The sequence below is a fragment of the Streptomyces sp. NPDC014656 genome (assembly GCF_043084305.1).
Lineage (GTDB): Bacteria > Actinomycetota > Actinomycetes > Streptomycetales > Streptomycetaceae > Streptomyces.
This window is the reverse complement of record NZ_JBIBZN010000011.1, coordinates 297054-314479: the sequence shown is the minus strand read 5'-3', so window position 1 is coordinate 314479 and position 17426 is coordinate 297054. Positions and strand designations below refer to the sequence as shown.

General features: G+C 73.2%; 18 protein-coding genes and 1 tRNA gene. 11 read left to right on the top strand and 8 right to left on the bottom strand.

Going from position 1 to position 17426, the window contains the following annotated elements:
* Both ACF1ED_RS25060 and ACF1ED_RS25055 read right to left on the bottom strand, forming a co-directional pair.
* Nucleotides 1-202: hypothetical protein (locus ACF1ED_RS25060; protein ID WP_391764041.1), on the bottom strand; the 202-nt coding region annotated here is incomplete at its 3' end.
* Nucleotides 199-648, bottom strand: a complete 450-nt coding sequence (locus ACF1ED_RS25055) for a hypothetical protein (RefSeq protein WP_391764039.1) — start codon at nucleotides 646-648, stop codon at nucleotides 199-201. The genes ACF1ED_RS25055 and ACF1ED_RS25060, both read right to left, overlap by 4 nt.
* Nucleotides 649-1577: 929 nt before the next feature.
* Here ACF1ED_RS25055 and ACF1ED_RS25050 point away from each other — a divergent pair.
* Nucleotides 1578-1673, top strand: a tRNA-Arg gene (locus tag ACF1ED_RS25050).
* Between the two features lie 168 nt (nucleotides 1674-1841).
* Here ACF1ED_RS25050 and ACF1ED_RS25045 read toward each other — a convergent pair.
* Complete coding sequence (locus tag ACF1ED_RS25045; protein WP_391764037.1) at nucleotides 1842-3068, bottom strand: MFS transporter; 1227 nt, start codon at nucleotides 3066-3068, stop codon at nucleotides 1842-1844.
* Nucleotides 3065-4468, bottom strand: coding sequence for an NAD(P)-binding domain-containing protein (locus ACF1ED_RS25040; RefSeq protein WP_391764035.1), 1404 nt, complete (start codon nucleotides 4466-4468; stop codon nucleotides 3065-3067). The genes ACF1ED_RS25045 and ACF1ED_RS25040 overlap by 4 nt, the downstream gene beginning before the upstream one ends.
* Before the next feature lie 397 nt (nucleotides 4469-4865).
* Here ACF1ED_RS25040 and ACF1ED_RS25035 point away from each other — a divergent pair, with 397 nt between their 5' ends.
* Nucleotides 4866-5231, top strand: a complete 366-nt coding sequence (locus tag ACF1ED_RS25035; protein ID WP_391764033.1) for an ArsR/SmtB family transcription factor — start codon at nucleotides 4866-4868, stop codon at nucleotides 5229-5231.
* Nucleotides 5232-5588: 357 nt separating this feature from the next.
* Here ACF1ED_RS25035 and ACF1ED_RS25030 read toward each other — a convergent pair whose 3' ends face one another.
* On the bottom strand, nucleotides 5589-6794 hold the full coding sequence (locus ACF1ED_RS25030; protein WP_391764031.1) for a pyridoxal phosphate-dependent aminotransferase: 1206 nt from the start codon (nucleotides 6792-6794) through the stop codon (nucleotides 5589-5591).
* Between the two features lie 18 nt (nucleotides 6795-6812).
* Nucleotides 6813-6986 carry a hypothetical protein gene (locus tag ACF1ED_RS25025; RefSeq protein ID WP_391764029.1) on the bottom strand — a complete coding sequence of 58 codons (174 nt, stop codon included), beginning with the start codon at nucleotides 6984-6986 and terminating at the stop codon, nucleotides 6813-6815.
* Between the two features lie 142 nt (nucleotides 6987-7128).
* On the opposite strand from ACF1ED_RS25025, the gene ACF1ED_RS25020 reads away from it, so the two are divergent.
* Complete coding sequence (locus ACF1ED_RS25020; protein ID WP_391764027.1) at nucleotides 7129-7494, top strand: ArsR/SmtB family transcription factor; 366 nt, start codon at nucleotides 7129-7131, stop codon at nucleotides 7492-7494.
* A gap of 214 nt (nucleotides 7495-7708) precedes the next feature.
* Here ACF1ED_RS25020 and ACF1ED_RS25015 read toward each other — a convergent pair whose 3' ends face one another.
* On the bottom strand, nucleotides 7709-8770 hold the full coding sequence (locus ACF1ED_RS25015; RefSeq protein WP_391764025.1) for a permease: 1062 nt from the start codon (nucleotides 8768-8770) through the stop codon (nucleotides 7709-7711).
* A gap of 94 nt (nucleotides 8771-8864) precedes the next feature.
* Between ACF1ED_RS25015 and ACF1ED_RS25010 the strand changes: the two genes are divergently transcribed.
* From ACF1ED_RS25010 to ACF1ED_RS25000, 3 genes are all read left to right on the top strand, one after another.
* Complete coding sequence (locus ACF1ED_RS25010) at nucleotides 8865-9239, top strand: ArsR/SmtB family transcription factor (protein ID WP_391764023.1); 375 nt, start codon at nucleotides 8865-8867, stop codon at nucleotides 9237-9239.
* Between the two features lie 251 nt (nucleotides 9240-9490).
* Entirely contained in the window at nucleotides 9491-9877 is a 387-nt protein-coding gene (locus ACF1ED_RS25005) for a hypothetical protein (RefSeq protein ID WP_391764021.1), read from the top strand.
* A gap of 79 nt (nucleotides 9878-9956) precedes the next feature.
* Nucleotides 9957-11555: a GNAT family N-acetyltransferase gene (locus ACF1ED_RS25000; RefSeq protein WP_391764019.1), complete on the top strand. Its 1599-nt coding sequence runs from the start codon at nucleotides 9957-9959 to the stop codon at nucleotides 11553-11555.
* A 108-nt stretch (nucleotides 11556-11663) separates the two neighbouring features.
* Here the strand turns inward: ACF1ED_RS25000 and ACF1ED_RS24995 are convergent, their stop codons facing one another.
* Nucleotides 11664-12647 (bottom strand): helix-turn-helix transcriptional regulator, encoded by a 984-nt coding sequence (locus ACF1ED_RS24995; RefSeq protein ID WP_391764017.1) that lies wholly within the window; start codon nucleotides 12645-12647, stop codon nucleotides 11664-11666.
* A 339-nt stretch (nucleotides 12648-12986) separates the two neighbouring features.
* On the opposite strand from ACF1ED_RS24995, the gene ACF1ED_RS24990 reads away from it, so the two are divergent.
* The 5 genes from ACF1ED_RS24990 to ACF1ED_RS24970 are packed head-to-tail and all read left to right on the top strand — an operon-like array spanning nucleotide 12987 to nucleotide 17412.
* Nucleotides 12987-13496 (top strand): hypothetical protein, encoded by a 510-nt coding sequence (locus ACF1ED_RS24990; RefSeq protein ID WP_391764015.1) that lies wholly within the window; start codon nucleotides 12987-12989, stop codon nucleotides 13494-13496.
* A gap of 34 nt (nucleotides 13497-13530) precedes the next feature.
* Nucleotides 13531-14832 (top strand): 3-phosphoshikimate 1-carboxyvinyltransferase, encoded by a 1302-nt coding sequence (gene aroA, locus ACF1ED_RS24985; protein ID WP_391764013.1) that lies wholly within the window; start codon nucleotides 13531-13533, stop codon nucleotides 14830-14832.
* Nucleotides 14829-16361, top strand: coding sequence for a 2,3-bisphosphoglycerate-independent phosphoglycerate mutase (gpmI, locus tag ACF1ED_RS24980; RefSeq protein ID WP_391764011.1), 1533 nt, complete (start codon nucleotides 14829-14831; stop codon nucleotides 16359-16361). Before aroA ends, gpmI begins: the two co-directional genes overlap by 4 nt.
* Complete coding sequence (locus tag ACF1ED_RS24975) at nucleotides 16358-16708, top strand: hypothetical protein (RefSeq protein ID WP_391764009.1); 351 nt, start codon at nucleotides 16358-16360, stop codon at nucleotides 16706-16708. The genes gpmI and ACF1ED_RS24975 overlap by 4 nt, the downstream gene beginning before the upstream one ends.
* Complete coding sequence (locus tag ACF1ED_RS24970) at nucleotides 16705-17412, top strand: hypothetical protein (protein ID WP_391764007.1); 708 nt, start codon at nucleotides 16705-16707, stop codon at nucleotides 17410-17412. Before ACF1ED_RS24975 ends, ACF1ED_RS24970 begins: the two co-directional genes overlap by 4 nt.
* Nucleotides 17413-17426 lie beyond the last annotated feature (14 nt).

Genomic DNA, 17426 nt, shown 5'->3' with positions numbered 1-17426 from the left:
CATCGCTCTCTGGTGGTGTCTGGCCTGCGTCCTCTGCTTCGGCCGTGGACGTCTGCCCGGCCGCATCGGCAGCGTTCGAGGGGGCGACGTGCTCCTCCGATGATCCGGACGGCTCGTCCGGCTGAGGTGTCTCCGCCGGCTGCTGGACGGGGCGCTGTGGACGCACCCAGTCCGGAATTCCGTCGTCGAAGGAATCCGTCACTTGGACTCCTCCGCCCGATAGGTGAAGCTACCGCCGAAGATGGATTGACCGGTCATGATGACCTGGCTGTTCGTGTTGTTCTCGGCGACCATGCGCGGCCCTGAGCTTCCCTCGCCGTTGTCCCGCTGCCGCTCACGCACCAGCGCCATGAGATCGACAGCCGTCTCGGGGTATTTCTGAAGGAAGCCCTTCAACTGGATGAACAGCTCCCGACAGACCTCCTCGCGCACCCGCTCACGCTCGGCCTCCGGCGTCTCCAACAGCCGCACCTGGTGGAGATCCAACACGCGGAGCTCGTCCGCTGCGGTCCCCTCGTTGCCCCGCCGGAAGAATGCCACCAATGCATCGCGCACACCTTGCCAGCTCGACCTGGCCATCTCCGCCGCCAACACGCCTGCGCCGCTGGTCGCCACCTCGAGGATGTTGAACGCCTCCGTCATGCCCATACCCCCACACTCGATCACCGAATTCGAGAGATCAGAGTGCGGGGGGAATTCGCAGCGAACAATCGAAACAAAGTTCTTGACCGATAACGACCCAAGATGCACATCGCCATTCGGCCATGATCCATCACGCTCCTGACATAGTGGATCATCATTGACGCTGACGGCAGGCCCTCGTGGCAGTGCGACCGAAATCAATCTCAGCCAGTCGATTTGCTGGGTGATCGGCTCAAAGTTTGCGAAGTGCTCCGGATTAACCCGCAAGCTTCCGCCTCACTTGCACCCCCTTACCATGCAAATGTTGTCGCACTCATGGCGTGTCGCTGGCAATGCCCCAGCTGCTCAGCGATCGTTGGGGACCGACGCAGGGTAGCGCTTCCCGCGCGCCCGCCACTTGACCGGTCACGAGCGGCGGGCGCCCTCTCCTCCACGGCGTCTGCGGTCACGTCATCAGCGGCCGGAGCGGCGGTCCGCTCCACTTCGACCGATCGGACCGTGTAGCGCGACGGCACTCCACTTGGATGAATCCAACAAGACAGCCGGACGGCGACGGTGTGCACGCATCCGCCCATCCGTCTGGCAGCCAGCATCGCGTAGGCCCTGAGCTACTCATCGGGCAGGCCTGCTTCAACACATCTCCGGGCACACATGGAAGCCAACCGGGAGTTGGGAGCCGTTGATCTGGTTGTGATCGATCCTGCCGCCTCGGGCGGAGGCATTCGACGGAGTCCGACGAGCACATTCGCGTCCCGTAGATCCCGATGGCCCACTGGCGGACCTTCGGTGACGAGCGGACAGTCGTGGCCGCCGCGCGGATGATGACCTCACTGGCGCCCGCCAGTTCGGCTAATGGCTCCGGAGGAAGCACGCGGCCGGGCATCCCGTCTCATCATCGTCCCGAAAACGCCTGAAGTTTCAGCCAGCGACCTGCAGCCGAGGACGGAGCAGCAGGTCAGAGCCACCCCACTCCCCCTCCCACCAGGTGCCTTCTAAGCACTTGGCCGCAGGTTCGAGTCCTGCCGGGGGCGCACGACGGAAGACCCTCCTTCGGGAGGGTCTTTTTGCTGGTCGGGGGTGGTTTTCGGTCGGGGGCCGGGGGCCAGGGGGTGGGGGTTCGTCGGGTGGGCTGGAGGTCTCCGGGCTCGGACGGGGAGGCGGGCCGTGTCCGTTGGAGGGGGTGTCGCGGGCGGGCGGTGTCAGGGGGGCGGTTCCTTGGGCGAGGAGCCGGTGGCGATCGCGGCGGCGGCGGCCGCCAGGGCCGCCAGGGCCAGGAACAGGGCCGGGTGGCCGCCGAAGGCCGGTGCGAGGGCGGCCGCCGCGAAGGGGGCCACGGCGGAGGCGGTCGCGGCCGGGGCGCCGAGGAGGCCGGAGAGGCGGCCGTAGTGGCGGGTGCCCCAGCGGTCGGTGACGGCGGTGGCCTGGAGGAGGGTGAGGTTGCCCCGGACCGTGCCGGCGGCGACCGAGACGGCGATCAGCAGGCCGTACGGGCCGGGTGTGACGGCCAGGGCGGCGGTGGTCAGGCTGCCGAGGGCGATGAGGACGACCGTGCGCGTGGTCGTGCCGGTGCGGCGGGCCAGTGAGGCGTAGAGGGTGCGGCCGAGGGTCTGGCCCGCGCCGCCGAGGCCGAGGATCCAGGCGGCCTGGGCGGTGGTGTAGCCGCGTTCGACGAGGAGCGGGACGAGGGTGACGACCACCGCGTACATCGCGAACGCGGAGAGGGTGAGGGCGAGTCCGAGGAGGAGGAAGGGCCGGCTGCGGATCACCGCGCGAGGGGTGTGGCCGGGGGCGGCCGGCGCGGGCGGGGCGGGCGGCCAGGGGGCGCGGAGGGCGAAGGCGTGGGCCGGGATCGTGAGGGCCGCCAGGATCCCGGCGAGGACGAGGTAGGTCGTCCTCCACGTGAAGTGGTCCGCGAGGGCGGCCGTGAGCGGGGCGAAGACGGTGGAGGCCAGGCCGCCGGCGAGGGTGACGATCGTGAGGGCGCGGACGTGGTCGGGGGCGTACCAGCGGGTGAGGGCGGCGAACGCGGGCTGGTAGAAGGTGGCGGACATGGCGAGTCCGGCCAGGATCCACCCGCCGAAGAACACCGCCGGGTTCGGGGCGAGCGCGAGGACGGTCAGGCCCAGGACACCGGTCACCGAGCCCGCCGTCATGATCGCGCGGGGGCCGTGCCGGTCGATGGTCCGGCCGACCCGGATGCCCGCGACGCCGGAGACGGCCAGGGCGAGCGAGAACGCCGCCGTGGTCGTCGGGGCGGACCAGCCGGTCGCCGCCGTGATCTGCGGGTTCAGGACCGGGAAGGCGTAGTAGACGATCCCCCAGCCGGTGATCTGGGTGACGCAGAGGGCGAGCAGGACGGCACGGGGCCGGGACCGGTCCCCGGGACCGGTCCCGGCCTCGCGTGCGCCGGCGTCGGTGTCGGTCACGAGCCGCAGCAGCCGCCTGTCGAGCCCGGCTCCACGACGGGAAGGGGCCGGAGGGCCGGGGCCCCGGCACGCGCGACGGCCGGCTGGGGAGCGGGCGCGCAGCAGCCGCCCGTGTCCGCGGAAGCGGCCTCGGGGGCGTCGTACAGGCCGGAGCCGCCGCAGACCCCGGTCTCGGGGAGGGTGAGTTCGACGCGGTCGGCGGAGTCGAGGTCGCCGGCGAGGGCGGCGGCGACGGAGCGGACCTGCTCGTAGCCGGTGAGGGCGAGGAAGGTCGGGGCGCGGCCGTAGGACTTCATGCCGACGAGGTAGACGCCCTGTTCGGGGTGGGAGAGCTCGCGGTGGCCGTGGGGGTAGACGGTGCCGCAGGAGTGCTGGTTGGGGTCGATGAGCGGGGCGAGGGCGGTCGGGGCCTGGAGGCGGTCGTCGAGACCGAGGCGGAGTTCGCCGAGGAAGGAGTGGTCGGGGCGGAGGCCGGTGAGGACGATCACCTCGTCGACCGGGTCGAGGCGGCGGCCGTCCTCGGCGACCAGGACCAGGCGGGCGTCGCCGGCCCGTTCGACCCCCTGGGTACGGAAGCCGGTGACGGCGTCCGCGTGCCCGTCGTCCACGGCGGCCTTGGCCGCGAGGCCCAGGGCGCCACGGGCGGGGAGCTGGTCGGCGCTGCCGCCGCCGAAGGTGGAGCCGGACAGGCCTCGGCGGAGGATCCAGAGCGCCTTCGTGCCCTCCTCGTCGCGGGCGAGGGCGGCGAGGGAGGCGAGCGCGGTGAAGGCGGAGGCTCCGGAGCCGATGACGGCGGTGCGCTTGCCCGCGTACCGGGCACGGACGGCGGGGTCGTCGAGGTCGGGGACGCGGTAGGAGATCCGGTCGGCGGCGGCGCGCTCGCCGAGCGCCGGGAGTCCGTCGGCGCCGGCCGGGCCGGGGACCGTCCAGGTGCCGGAGGCGTCGACGACGGCGCGGGCGGGGATCCGCTCCTCGCGGCCGTCGGCGTACGTGACGTACACGGCGAACGGCTGGGCGTCGCGGTCCGCGTCGACGATCCGGTCGCGCCCGGCGCGGGAGACGCCGGTGACGCGGGCGCCGGTGCGGACCTTGTCGCCGAGGACGTCGGCGAGGGGCTGGAGGTAGCGGTCCGCCCAGTCGCCGCCGGTGGGGTACGCGGACGCGTCGGGCTTGGTCCAGCCGGTGGGGGCGAGGAGCTTCTCGGCGGCGGGGTCGGTGAGCTCGCCCCAGGTGGAGAACAGCCGGACGTGCGACCACTCGCGCACCGCCGCGGCGGCCGTGGGTCCGGCTTCCAGGACCAGCGGCTCGATGCCGCGCTCGACGAGGTGGGCGGCGGCGGCCAGGCCGGTGGGGCCGGCTCCGACGACCACGACGGGCAGCTGCTCAGTGGCGGCGTTCATGACGAGGGTCCCCTTATGTTTCGACGTCCGTCGATCTCCTGCGCTCTCAGCATGCATCGGATATCGATGGACGTCAACATAGACGTTCATCGAATCCGGTGAGGGTCGTGGAGTCGGGGCCGGGGGGGCGGGGCCGAAGCCGGGGTCGCGGCGCCGGGGTGGCGGCGCCGGGGTCGGAGAGTCGGGGCCGGGGGGGCGGGGCCGAAGCCGGGGTCGCGGCGCCGAGGTCGGAGAGTCGGGGCCGGGAGGGGTCGGGGCCGGAGTCGGGGTCGCGGCGCCGGGGTCGGAGAGGCGGGGCCGGAGTCGGGGCCGGGGGGTCGGGGCCGGAGCCCTGCGCGGAGCCCGCGTCGGCGGTGACCGCCTGGGCTCTTGTTTTGACATGTGTCAACATAGGCGTATGTCGAACGTGAAGGCGCTTCCGCTGCTCCAGCCCGCCGCAGAGCCGTGCTGCCCGCCCCTCACGGAACGCCCGCTGACCGCCGGGGAGGCGGAGCGGACCGCGGTCATGTTCAAGGCCCTGGGCGATCCGGTGCGGCTGCGGCTGTTCTCCGCCGTCGCCTCCCACGAGGGCGGCGAGGCCTGCGTCTGCGACATCTCCGACGTGGGCGTCTCCCAGCCGACCGTCTCCCACCACCTCAAGAAGCTGAAGGAGGCCGGGCTGCTCACCTCCGAGCGGCGCGGCACCTGGGTGTACTACCGGGTGGAGCCGGGGGTCCTGGCGGCGATGGGACGGCTGCTGAGCCCGTCGGCCGCCTCCGCCTGACCCGAAGGCCACCGCGCCGCCGGTGTCCCGCCGTTGTCCCGCCGTTGTCCCGCCGGAGAGCAACGGGCCGCCGAGCCGCCGGTCCGGCACCGGGAAGCCGCCCCACGGGCCGAGGCCGCCCTCCGGCAGGCCGCGGAGATCCGCGAGCTCCTCGGCCGCGACGCCCCCGGCCCGGCGCCGCGACCACGCAGCCGCGGGTGCGGGAAGGGGACCGCGCCCCGAGCGCGGAGCGCTGAGCGGCCGGCCGCCTTCCGCGCGCTCGCGCGGCGGGTGGGGGCGGCGACCGGCGGGCGCCGAAACGCGGAGGGGCGCCGGCCGTCGTGGCCGGCGCCCCTCCGCGAGGGCGGGACCGGGGCGTCAGGACAGCGCGCCCACGAACTCCGCGAGGCGTCCGAGCGCCGCGTCGAGCTGCTCGGGCGGGACCGTGTACGAGATGCGGACGTGGTCCGGCGCGGCGAAGTCCGCGCCGGGGACGACCGCCACGCGGGCTTCGGCCAGGAGGAGTTCGGCGAAGTCGGCGGCCGACGCGACGGCCCGGCCGGCGCGGGTCCTCCCGTACAGGCCGCTGACGTCGGCGAGGAGGAAGAAGGCGCCTTCGGGATCGCCGTCGACCCGCAGGCCGGGGATGTCGCCGATCGCCTTGACGGTCGCGAGGCGGCGGGCGTCGAGCGCGGAGCGGCGGCGCTCCAGTTCGGCCCCCAGGTCGGCGGTCAGCGCGCCGAGGGCGGCCCGCTGGGCGATGGAGGACGGCGCGGAGGCGGTGTGGCTCTGCAGGGCCGTGACGGTGGAGGCCAGTCCGGCCGGGGCCGCGAGCCAGCCGATGCGCCAGCCGGTCATGGCGAAGGTCTTGGAGACTCCGCCGATGGTGACGGTGCGGGCGGCGATCCCGGCGCCCAGCGCGGCCACGGAGGTGAAGCGGGCGTCGCCGAAGACCCAGTGGTCGCAGATCTCGTCACTGACGATGACGAGGTCGTGCTCGACGGCCACTTCGGCCAGGGCGGCCAGTTCACGGCGGCTGTAGACGACGCCGGAGGGGTTGGCGGGGCTGTTGAGGAGCAGGATCCGCGTGCGGTCGGTGACCGCTTCCCGTACCTGTTCGGGCGTGACCTTCAGGCCGGCGCCGGGAGCGGGACGGACGGGGACCAGGACCCCTCCGGCCAGGGCGACGAGGTGGGGGTAGCTGACCCAGTACGGGGCGGGGACGATCACCTCGTCGCCCGGGTCGAGCAGGGCCGTGAAGGCGTGGTGCAGGGCCTGCTTGGCGCCCGCCGTCACGACGACCTGTGCCGCCTCGTACGCCGTGCCGTGGCGGTTGAGGTGCGCGGCGATCGCCGCACGGAGCGCGGGGACGCCGGCGGCGGGCGTGTAGCGGGTGAAGTCCTCGGCTATGGCCCCCTCCGCCGCGCGGGCGGCGGGTTCCACTGTCGGGAACGCCGGTTCGCCACTGGTCAGGTTGATGACGTCGACGCCCTCGGCGAGGAGGGCCTTGGCCCGGGCGTCGAGCGCGGCGGTGGCCGAGGGCGGGACGGCGGCGGCACGCGCGGCGGGGCGGAGCGGGTCCACGGCGGGGTTCCTCACGGGTCAGATGCGGACGGCGAAGTGGCCGAGCGTGGCCTCGTGGCCCCGGCGGAGGGCCGCGGCGCGGGTCCCCCGGTCGACGACCTCGACGCAGCCGTCGCAGAACCGCACGTCGGCGGTGCGGGCGGACCGGCGGGCGCTGCGGAGCCGGCGGAGCGAGGTGAGGAGAGACGGCATGATGCGACCTCGATTCATAGACGCTTATCTATGAGAAGAGTATGGCGCGACATATAGATGAGAGTCAATGGGTTGGTCGCGCGCGGTCCGGAAGGCGGGCGACCCTGGACGCGGCGCGCCGCCATCGGCCACATTGGGCCGCATGATCGAGCCCCTGACCACCGAACTCCCGTCCGGATCCTGCTGCCCCGCCCCCATGACGCCGGATCAGGCGGAGGAGCTGTCGGTCACGTTCAAGGCGCTGGCGGACCCGGTACGCCTGCGGATCGCCAGCATCGTGGCCTGCTGTCCCGCGGGCGAGGTCTGCGTGGGCGAGATCGCCGCGGAGTTCGACCTGACCGGTCCGACCATCAGCCACCACCTGCGCAAGCTGCGCGAGGCGGGCATCCTCGCCTCGGAGCGGCGCGCGAACGAGGTCTACTACTTCGTCCGCCCGGACCGGATCGAGCACCTGATCGGCCCGCTGGCGGGAATGCGGAGCGCGGCCCGCACGCCTTCGCGCTGCTGAGGACGCGGGGAGCCGCGTACGCGCGGAAACGGCTGCGGCCCGCCCCGAAGCCAGGGGGCGGGCCGTTGCCGTCTTGCGTGGAGCCGGTGGAGCTTGTCGCGTGATGCGTATGGAACCTGTCGCGTGGGGCCGGTGGAGCCGGTGGAGCCTGACGCGTGGCACCGGTGGAGCCTGTCGCGTGGAGCCCGCGGTGCCGGGTGCCGGCCCGTGGGACTCAGAGCCAGATGGGGGCCGAGTAGCCCAGGACGAGCGCTCCGGTGAAGAGGATGCCGACGACCAGGGCGACGACGCGCCAGCGGGCGATGAGGAGCATGCCGCTGATGGCGCCGATGCTGGTGCCCGCGCCGGTCACGAGGAAGGCGAGGGCCGGGCCGGGGCCCATGCCGCCCTGCATCAGGGTGGCGACGAGCGGGAGCGAGCCGTCGGAGTTCAGGTAGACCGGGATGCCGACGAGGGCGGCGACCGGGACCGCGAAGGCGTTGCCGTCACCGAGGAACTCGGTGAGGTAGTGCGTCGGGATCGAGTTGATGAGCAGGAAGCCGAGGGTGGCGAAGCCCAGGAAGTAGAGCGCGAGGCGCTTGACGTTGACCTTCAGCTCCTCACCGAACTCCTTGAGCTTCCAGCGCTCCACGACGCCGGCCGGAGCGGGCGCGGGAGCGGGCTTCGGCGCGACCGGGCGGGTGAGCAGGGCCGTACGGGCCAGTCCGCCGCCACCGGCGGGAACGCCGCCGCCGGCCGGGACGCCGCCACCGGAGCCCTCGGCCTCGCCCTCGTCGCCGCAGCAGCTCTCGGACGCCTTCTCCTCCGCCTGGTTGGCGGTGAGACGCGCCTGACCCTTCAGCCAGCCGGTCTTCTCGATCAGCCAGGTGACGGCACCGGCGAAGACACCGAGGACCATCGCGGCCACGAAGAAGGTGGTGGCGAAGTCGAAGCCGAAGAGCCCGGTCGACAGCACGTACTCCTCGGGGCTGGTCAGCGGCGAGGCCACCATGAAGGTGACCACCGGGGCCCACGGCACGCTGGAGGCGAGCGCCCCGAGGACGACCGCCGTCGTGCCGCAGGAGCAGAACGGGGTGAGGGTCGCCAGGACGATCGCACCGAGCACCGCCACCGCGGTCTTGCGGCGCATCCAGGCCGACAGGCGGTCCGCCCCGATGTAGACGGGGATGGCCGAGGCCAGGACCACGCTGATGAGCAGGAACGGCCAGTTGGCGGAGAGGGAGTGGCCGACGTCCTGGGCGGTGCGCCACAGGACGTCGAGGACGGTGTCGATCACGGGAGGCTCCAGCAATTCATAGACGGCTGTCGATGGGTCAGACTCTGCCCGAACCCATAGATGACTGTCAATGAATCTCGGGAACAATTCATAGATGACCGTCGTTGAGTCCGGTATGCCCACGTCGATCTCGGAGCTGTGCTGCTCCCCCGTGCTCGCCGGCCCGCTCACGCCCGAGGCCGCCGACGACCTCGCGACCGCCCTGAAGGTGGTGGCGGACGCCACCCGCCTGCGCCTGCTCGGCCTGATCCGCTCCCAGCCCGGCGGCGAGGCGTGCACCTGCGACCTCACCGAACCCCTGGGCCTCACCCAGCCGACCGTCACGCACCACCTGCGGGTGCTGTACGAGGCCGGGTTCCTGGAGCGCGAGAAGCGCGGGCGCCAGACCTACTACCGGATCGCCCCGGAGAGCATGAGCGTGCTCTGCCAGGCGCTCGACCCGTCGCCCCAGCTCCTCGCGGCGAGCTGACCAGGCACGACAACACCCTTTCCGCAAGGGCCGGTTCCTCCCCGCGTCACGCGGGGAGGAACCGGCCCTTCGGCGTCTCCAGGCAGGTGGATGCCGGACGCGGTTCATGCCACCGGTGATCCCTTCCACACCCTGGGTGAGCTCGGACAGACTCATGAACACCGGAAGGGCGACAAGCCCCCGGGACACCGGGAGCGGCCGACGGGGCCACCGGTCGCCGAAAAGCCGCCATCACCACCCAGGGGAGAGCCATGTCTGTTTCGCGTACCTCGATGCGTCTTGCCACCGCCGCACTCGTCGCCGCGATCGGACTCGGTGCCACCTCGACCCTGGGCGCGACCGCCCTTCCCGCCCTCGCCGGGGCCGGCTGGGACACCGCCCCCACCACCCCCACGGACGGTGCCGGCTGGGACGCGGCCCCCGTCGTCCTCGCCTCCTCCACCGACGGCGCGGGCTGGGACGCGGCCCCCACGACGACCGACGACTCCACCGACGGCGCCGGCTGGGACGTGGCCCCCGCGATGACCGACGACTCCACCGACGGCGCCGGCTGGGACGTGGCCCCCGCGACGACCGACGGCGCCGGCTGGGACGCGGCCCCGACCGACCCCTCCACCGACGGCGCCGGCTGGGACTGACCACCACCCCTCGCCCTTCCCGCCGGGCACCCGACCCCGTATCCCCCCGCGCACCGCCGATCCCACGAGGAGAGCACCCATGAGCACCACCTGCTGCAGCACCACCGCCGAGGAACCCGCCCCGGTCCTCCCGGTCGTCGAGACCGCCTCCACCGGCTGCTGCTCGGCTCCCGAGCCGGCCGAGAAGGCCGCCGAGGAGCAGGCGTCCTCCTGCTGCGGCAGCGAGACCGAGAAGCCCGGGCCCGCCGAGGCGTCCGGCTGCTGCGACGCCCCGGCCGCCGAGCCCGGGCCCGCCGGTGACTCCGGCTGCTGCGGACCCGCCGAGCCCGAGCCGGTCGCGGCCTCCGGCTGCTGCGGCCCGCAGGAGGAGCGGGCCGAGCCCGCGCGGGTGCGCACCGGCCTCTCCCTGGACGACGCGGTCGCGGCACTCGGCGGCGGCATCCCGCAGGCCACCGACCCCACCCCGTACGCCCAGGTGGACTGGCTGACGGCGACCGAGGAGAGCCTGAAGGGCGCGAAGGCCTGGCACACCGTCGCCGACCGGGGCGAGGGCGACATCGCCTTCCTGCCCGGGTACGTCTTCGACGTCGACCCGATCGTGGACGCCGACCCCCGTACGCTGCTCGGCTGGCAGCCGAAGGACGGCACCGCCGCCTGCTGCTCGGCCACCTCCTCGTGCTGCGAGTCCGCCACCGACGCCGTCGAGGCCCTCGGCTCCGACGCGTTCTTCCCGTCGCTGCTGCTCGGCTCCCCGCTCGGCTACCGCTCCGAGGCGACCGCGTCCGTCGAGGACCCGCTGCTCGTCGCCGACCTGGTCGACCACGTCGTCCCGGCCGCGATCGAGGCCGGCATCCGCTCGATCACCGCCCCGTGGCTGCACGACAGCGCGTACAGCGACGTCCTCGCCCTGGCGCTCCAGGCGTACGGCGGCGACCTCGCCTTCCACGGCGAGAACAACCTGCTCGACCTCCAGCACGACAGCTACGACGCCTACCTGGCCTCGCTGCCGGCCCGGAAGCGCCGCCGCGTCAAGGAGGACCGCGAGCGCGCGGACGACTCCGGCACCCGCATCGAGCGCAAGGACCGCGAGGAACTGCGCCCGCTGATCGGCCGGATCACCGAGCTCGTCACGCAGAACCGCCAGAAGTACGAGGGCGGCGAGGACGAGGCGCACATCGGCGCCCTGCTGACCGGGCTGGTGGAGGGCGGCGCCGACATCCGCGCGTACCTCGTCCACAAGGACGACGCCGTGGTCGCGGCCTCGGTGACGGTCCGGCGCGGCAAGCGGCTCTTCGTGAAGTGGGCGGGCTTCGACTACGAGGCGCTGGGCGAGCGCAGCGGCGTCTACTTCGAGATCGCGCTCGACCGGCCGCTGCGCGACGCCTTCGCCGAGGGCGTCACCGCGATCGAGGCCGGCCCGGGCGCGGACGAGGCCAAGCGGCTGCGCGGCTTCCGTCCGGGGCGGATCCGCTCCGTCGTCCTGGTCACCGACACCGCGCTCCGGCCGAAGGTCGCCGAGCTGCACGCCGCCTACGGCCAGGCCCGCCGCGAGACGCTCGGCGCGGACGCCGAGGAGGCGCCGACGACCGCGATCGGCCGCCTGAAGGCCAAGCTGCTCGGCAGCACGGCCCACGAGCCGATCCAGCCCCTGCAGCCCGAGGGCGGCTGCTGCGGCTGACCCGCGATCCGGGTCCGCTCCCCACCCCGACCTCTCATAAAGCCGGTCCGGTGCCTCGCGCACCGGGCCGGCCGGTCGCGTTCCCTGCGGGGCGCGGCCGGGGGCCGGTCAGTCCGTCCAGCCGGCCTTGGCCGCGAGGACCCCGGCCTCGAAGCGGCTGCGGGCACCGAGCCGCGCCATCAGCTCGGACACGATCCGGCGCTCCGTGCGCAGGCCGATGCCGAGCTTCTTCGCGGCGATCTCGTCGGTGGCACCCTGCGTGAGCTGGCGCAGGAGTTCCCGCTCCTGCGCGGTCAGGCCGGCGTCGTCCCGGTCGCGGACGCTGCCGAGGGGAGCCGCGCGCTCCCACACCTGGTCGAACAGGGAGACCAGGGCGGTCATGACGCCGGGGCCGGTCAGCTGCACGGCGCCCTTCTTGGTGTTGTCCGGGTCGACGGGGAGCAGGGCGACCTCGCGGTCGAAGAGCACCATCCGCAGCGGGAGGGCCGGGACGGTGCGCACCTCGCCGCCGTTGTCGTGCAGCCAGTGCGCGTACTCGACGGTGGGATTGTCGTTGCGGACGCTGTCGAGGTAGGCGGTCAGGACCCGCACTCCACGCCGCATCAACTGCTCGTCGAGGGGCCGGCTCGCCTCCAGACTGGCCGCGGACTGGGCGCCGCCGGGCATGAAGGACAGGCACTCGTGGGTGCTGCGGTGGGCCAGTTCTTCGAGGCGAGCCTGGATGGCGTCGATGCCCTGGAGGTACTCGACGCCGTGCCGCTCACCGGTGCGCAGCTCGGCGTACTCGGCGAGCAGGGTGCTGATGGCGGCCTGCGATTCAGCGAACTGCTGCTGCTGGGCGAGGAGTTCCGCCTGCTGGCGCTGGAGCAGGAGCTGGAAGCCGAGGTTGGGGCTGACGGGGCGCACGCCACCGGGGGCCTGGAGCGAGCGGCGCAGGAGGTTGAGCTCGGCGAGCCGGTCCAGCGCTTCCCGTATCCCGGACTCCGGGCGGGCCAGATGGCCGGCGAGCTCCGCGACGCCCCAGTCCTGGTGCGTGAGCATCAGGCGGTAGACCGTCTCGGCGTCCGCGTCCAGTCCCAGACTCGCCAGCACAGTGACCCCCCGGTCCGTGTCTCAACAAGTGAGACATCATCGTCAACCCATTGGCGAGCGCCGATCTTTGCAGCTCAGGACGGGCGCAGACAAGACGTGTTCACCTCTTGATCAGGTCCCGGTGCGACACCCGGGTCCGCGCCGGGCGGCCGGAATTACCCCTCGCAGGCAGGTCGTTGCCGGACGCGGTTCATGCCAGCCGATATCCCTTCCGCCGCCGCCGGGGCCCCAGCAGACTGGTGATCACAAAGGTTCGGCGGGCCGGCGCGACGGATTCCGCACCTCACTTCACGCCCCTATTTCCCGGGGCATTCCATCCACCACACACGGAGGACAGTCATGTCCGCTGCGCGGAGTCTGCTGCGCCTGGCCAACAGGGCCGCCGCCGTCGCCCTGGGCTTCTCGCCCGCCGGCGGGCACGGCTGCGGCCCGAAGTGCCGTCACGCCGAGCTGTACGCCGAGATCACTCCGGCCGAGGCCGACCAGCACGTGTGGTCCGTACCCGGGCTCGCCGCCCGACCGGGAGGCCCCGTGCTCATGGCCACCGCCACCCTCGTCGCCACCGGCGCCGCCGCGCACCGGACCCTGAAGGCGGCCGCGGTGACGGACATCGTCTGGGCGTCCGCGATGGTCGAGGACGACCTTGAGCATGTTCACGCCAGTTCCACTCCGGGCCGAATCGAGCTGACCTTCTTCCACCGCACGCGTAACCCCGCCGAGGCGATTTCCGCCGCGTGGGAAATCTGCGTGCGGGCGCTGAATTCCAGCCCTTCTCTGGCCCATTGGCGGATCACCTCCGCCCCCCGACTTCCCGACGCCCTCCCCGGCTCGGGCCCCCTTCCTGCGTGATCCAGATCACACACCCCTGCGAGGAGTACCACCCATGAGCGGCATCAACGACCCCCGTCTCAAGGCCGAAGAGCTCACCGTCGAGCCGCTGGCCGCCATCGACCACGACGTGAAGGTGCTCGGCTCGAAGAGCTACACCAACCGGCAGATCGCCGTCGCCGCCCTGTCCGGCAAGGAAGGCGTGATCGACGGGGCGCTCATCTCCGACGACACCGTCTTCTTCACCAAGGCCGTCGAGTCCTTCGGGCACGTCAGCGCCGAGATCGACCACGAGGCCGCGCGCATCTCGTTCACCCCCACGGGCAAGCCGATGACGGCCCCGCGGGAGGAGATCTACGTCGGCGGCGCCGGCACCCCGCTGCGCTTCCTCATCTCCATGGCGGGCCTCGCCGAGGGCACCACCACCATCACCGGCAACGCCCGCATGCAGGAGCGCCCGTTCGGCGACCTGCTCGCCGCCCTCCCCGGCCTCGGCGTCGAGGCGGTCGCGGTGCGCGGCAACGGCTCCCCGCCGATCCGCGTCACCGGCGGCAACTTCGCCGGCGGGAAGACGAAGATCTCCGGCGCCGTCTCCAGCCAGTACACCTCCTCGCTCCTCATCAGTTCCGTGCTCGCGAAGCGGGACACCGAGATCGAGATCGTCGACGAGCTGGTCTCCAAGCCGTACGTCGAGATGACCCTCGCCACCCTCGCCGAGCACGGCATCACCGTCGAGCGCGACGGCCACCGCTGGTTCAAGGTGCCCGCCGGCCAGTCCTTCAAGGGCGGCCACGCGGTCGTCGAGCCGGACGCCTCGGGCCTGTCGTACTTCATCGCCGCCGCCGCGATCCTCGGCGGCCGGGTCACCGTCCCCGGCATCGGCTCCGCCTCCCACCAGGGCGACGTCGGCCTGGTCGAGGTCCTCGGCCGGATGGGCGCCCACACCGAGGTCACCGAGAACTCGGTCACCGTCAAGGGCGGACAGCTCCGCGGCATCGAGGTCGACATGGACGCCATGCCCGACGTCGTCCCCTCGCTCGCCGCCGTCGCCGCCTTCGCGGAGGGCCCGACCCACATCACGAACATCGCCAGCCTCCGGGTCAAGGAGTGCGACCGCATCGCGGCCGTCACCACCGAGCTGCGCAAGATGGGCGTCGAGGTCGACGAGTACGACGACGCCATGACCGTCCACGGCGGCCCCTCGCACGGCGCGGTCATCGACACCTACGACGACCACCGCATCGCCATGACCTTCGCGGTCATGGGCCTGCGCACCCCCGGCGTCGTCATCAAGGACCCCGGCTGCGTCGCCAAGTCCTTCCCCGCCTTCTGGCAGACCCTGGACACCCTGCGATGAACGAACCCACCGCCGCGCACCCCGGCGTCCTGCTCGTCCTCGACGGCTGGGGCCACGCCGAACCGGGGGCCGGCAACGCCCTCGCGGCCGCGGACACCCCCGTCCTGGACGGCATCCGCGCCAAGTACCCCGCCACGCTCGTCGAGGCCTCGGGCGAGCACGTCGGCCTGCTGCCCGGCACGGTCGGCAACTCCGAGATCGGCCACATGGTCATCGGCGCCGGCCGCCCCCTGGACTACGACAGCGTCCTCGTCCAGCGGCAGATCGACACCGGCGGCCTGCGCGACAACCCGCGCCTGACCGAAGCGCTCGACGCGCTCGCGGCCGGCGACGGCGCCCTGCACCTGATCGGACTGGTCTCCGACGGGCAGATCCACGCCCACGTCGACCACCTGCGCGAACTGCTCGCCATCGCCGCCGCCCGGGGCGTGGAGCGGGTCTGGGTGCACGCCGTCACCGACGGCCGGGACGTCGCCGACCGCACGGCCGGGCACTACCTCGGCCGGGTCGAGGAGTTCTTCGCGACGACCGGCGTCGGCCGCCTGGCCACGGTCTCCGGCCGCGGCTACGCCCTCGACAAGAGCGGCGACCTGGAGCTGACCGCCAAGGTCACCCAGGCGGTCGCCGACGGGCGCGGAGCCCTGGCCCGCGACTACGCCCAGGTCCTGGCCGGCGCCGGTGACGGCGACGTCTGGGTCACGCCGACCGTCCTCACCGACGCCGCCGGCACGCCGCTGGCGACCGTGCGGGACGGCGACGCGGTCCTGTTCGCCAACTTCCGCAGCGACCGCGTCCAGCAGCTCGCCGACGACCTGGTCAAGCACCTGGCCGAGAGCGACGTGCGGATCCTCTCCCTCACCCAGTACGACACCGAGGCGGACATCCCCGCCCTGGTCGGCCGCGCCGACGCCTCCGGGGGCCTCGCGGACCAGCTGGAGGCACACGGCCTGCGGTCCGTGCGGGTCGCGGAGCAGGAGAAGTTCGAGCACGTCACCTACTACCTGAACGGGCGCGACGAGCGGCGCCGGGAGGTCGAGGAGCACGTCCGGATCACCTCGGACGAGGCGCCCGAGTACACCGCCCGGCCCGAGATGAACCTCGACCGGGTCGCCGACGCGGTGATCGAGGCCGCCGGCCGGTCCGACGTGGCCCTCGTGGCGGCCAACCTCGCCAACATCGACGTCGTCGGCCACACCGGCGACCACGACGCCACCGTGAAGGCCGCCGAGTACACCGACGGGCAGGTCGACCGGATCCTGACCGCCGCCGCGGCGGCCGGCCGCTGGGTGGTCCTGGTCGGCGACCACGGCAACGCCGAGCGGATGTCCAAGCCCGGCCCGGACGGCACCCCGCTCCCGTACGGCGGGCACACCACCAACCCGGTCCCCGCCGTCGTCGTCCCGGCACCCGGGCAGGTGCTGCCCGACGCCCTCCGCGACGGCGGCAGCCTCGCGGACATCGCACCCACCGTGCTCGCCCTGCTCGGCCGTCCGAGCGGTCCCGCCATGACCGGAAGGAGCCTGCTGTGACCCTCGCGCCCCCGCTCGCCCGGACCACCGTGCCGGGCGGCCCCCGCTTCGCCGGCGCCTACGCCGACGGCGCGGTCCGCCACCAGCCGGACGCGGGCCCCGCGCTGGCCGCCGAAGTCCTCGCCAGCGCCGACGGCTCCGCCCGCGTGCTGACCGTCACCAACCTCACCTCCGAGGTCCAGGAGCTGCTCCCCGAGCCGCTCCTGCCCGGCGACGGGCCCCTGCTGTTCCTCGGCGGCGCGTCCACCACCGCCGAGCGCGACGGGCGGCTCGTCGCCCGCCTCGCCCCCCACGGGTTCGTCCGCCTCGGGCGCGCCCCCGACACCGACCAGGAGACCGCCTCATGACCACCGTCACCGGACCCCGCCCCCGCGTGGCGCTGATCGGCGACCACGGCAAGTCCCCCGCCCACGCCCGCCTGGACGGCTTCCGCGCCGAGCTGGAGGTGGACACCGTCTGGGTGCCCACCGGGACGATCACCGGCCCGGAGTCCTTCGAGGGCTTCGACGGCCTCTGGGTCGTGCCCGGCTCCCCGTACGAGAACAAGGACGGCGTCCTCGCCGCCGCCCGGCACGCCCGCGAGAACGGCATCCCCTACCTGGGCACCTGCGGCGGCTTCCAGCACGCGCTGATCGAGTACGCCCGCACCGTCGCCGGCCTCACCGACGCCGACGACGTCCAGTACGACCCCGAGGCCGCGACCCCGCTGATCGTGCCGCTCACCTGCTGCCTCGCCGGCGAGCAGGCGCCGCTGCTGCTGACCGCCGGCAGCCGGCTGGCCGCGGTCTACGACGGCGCCGCGCGCTCGACGGAGACGTACCACTGCAAGTACGGCCTGAACGCGGAGTTCGTCGAACTCCTCACCGGCGCGGGCGTGCTGTTCAGCGGATGGGACGAGGAAGGCGCCCCGCGGGCCGCCGAGGTGCCCGGGCACCCGTTCTTCATCGGCACCCTGTTCCAGCCCGAGCTGGTCTCCGGTCCGGGCGGGATCCACCGGCTGATCACGGCCTTCACGGCCGAGGTGAGCGCGCGGGCGGCCGTCGCCGTCTGAGGCGGCACGCCCGG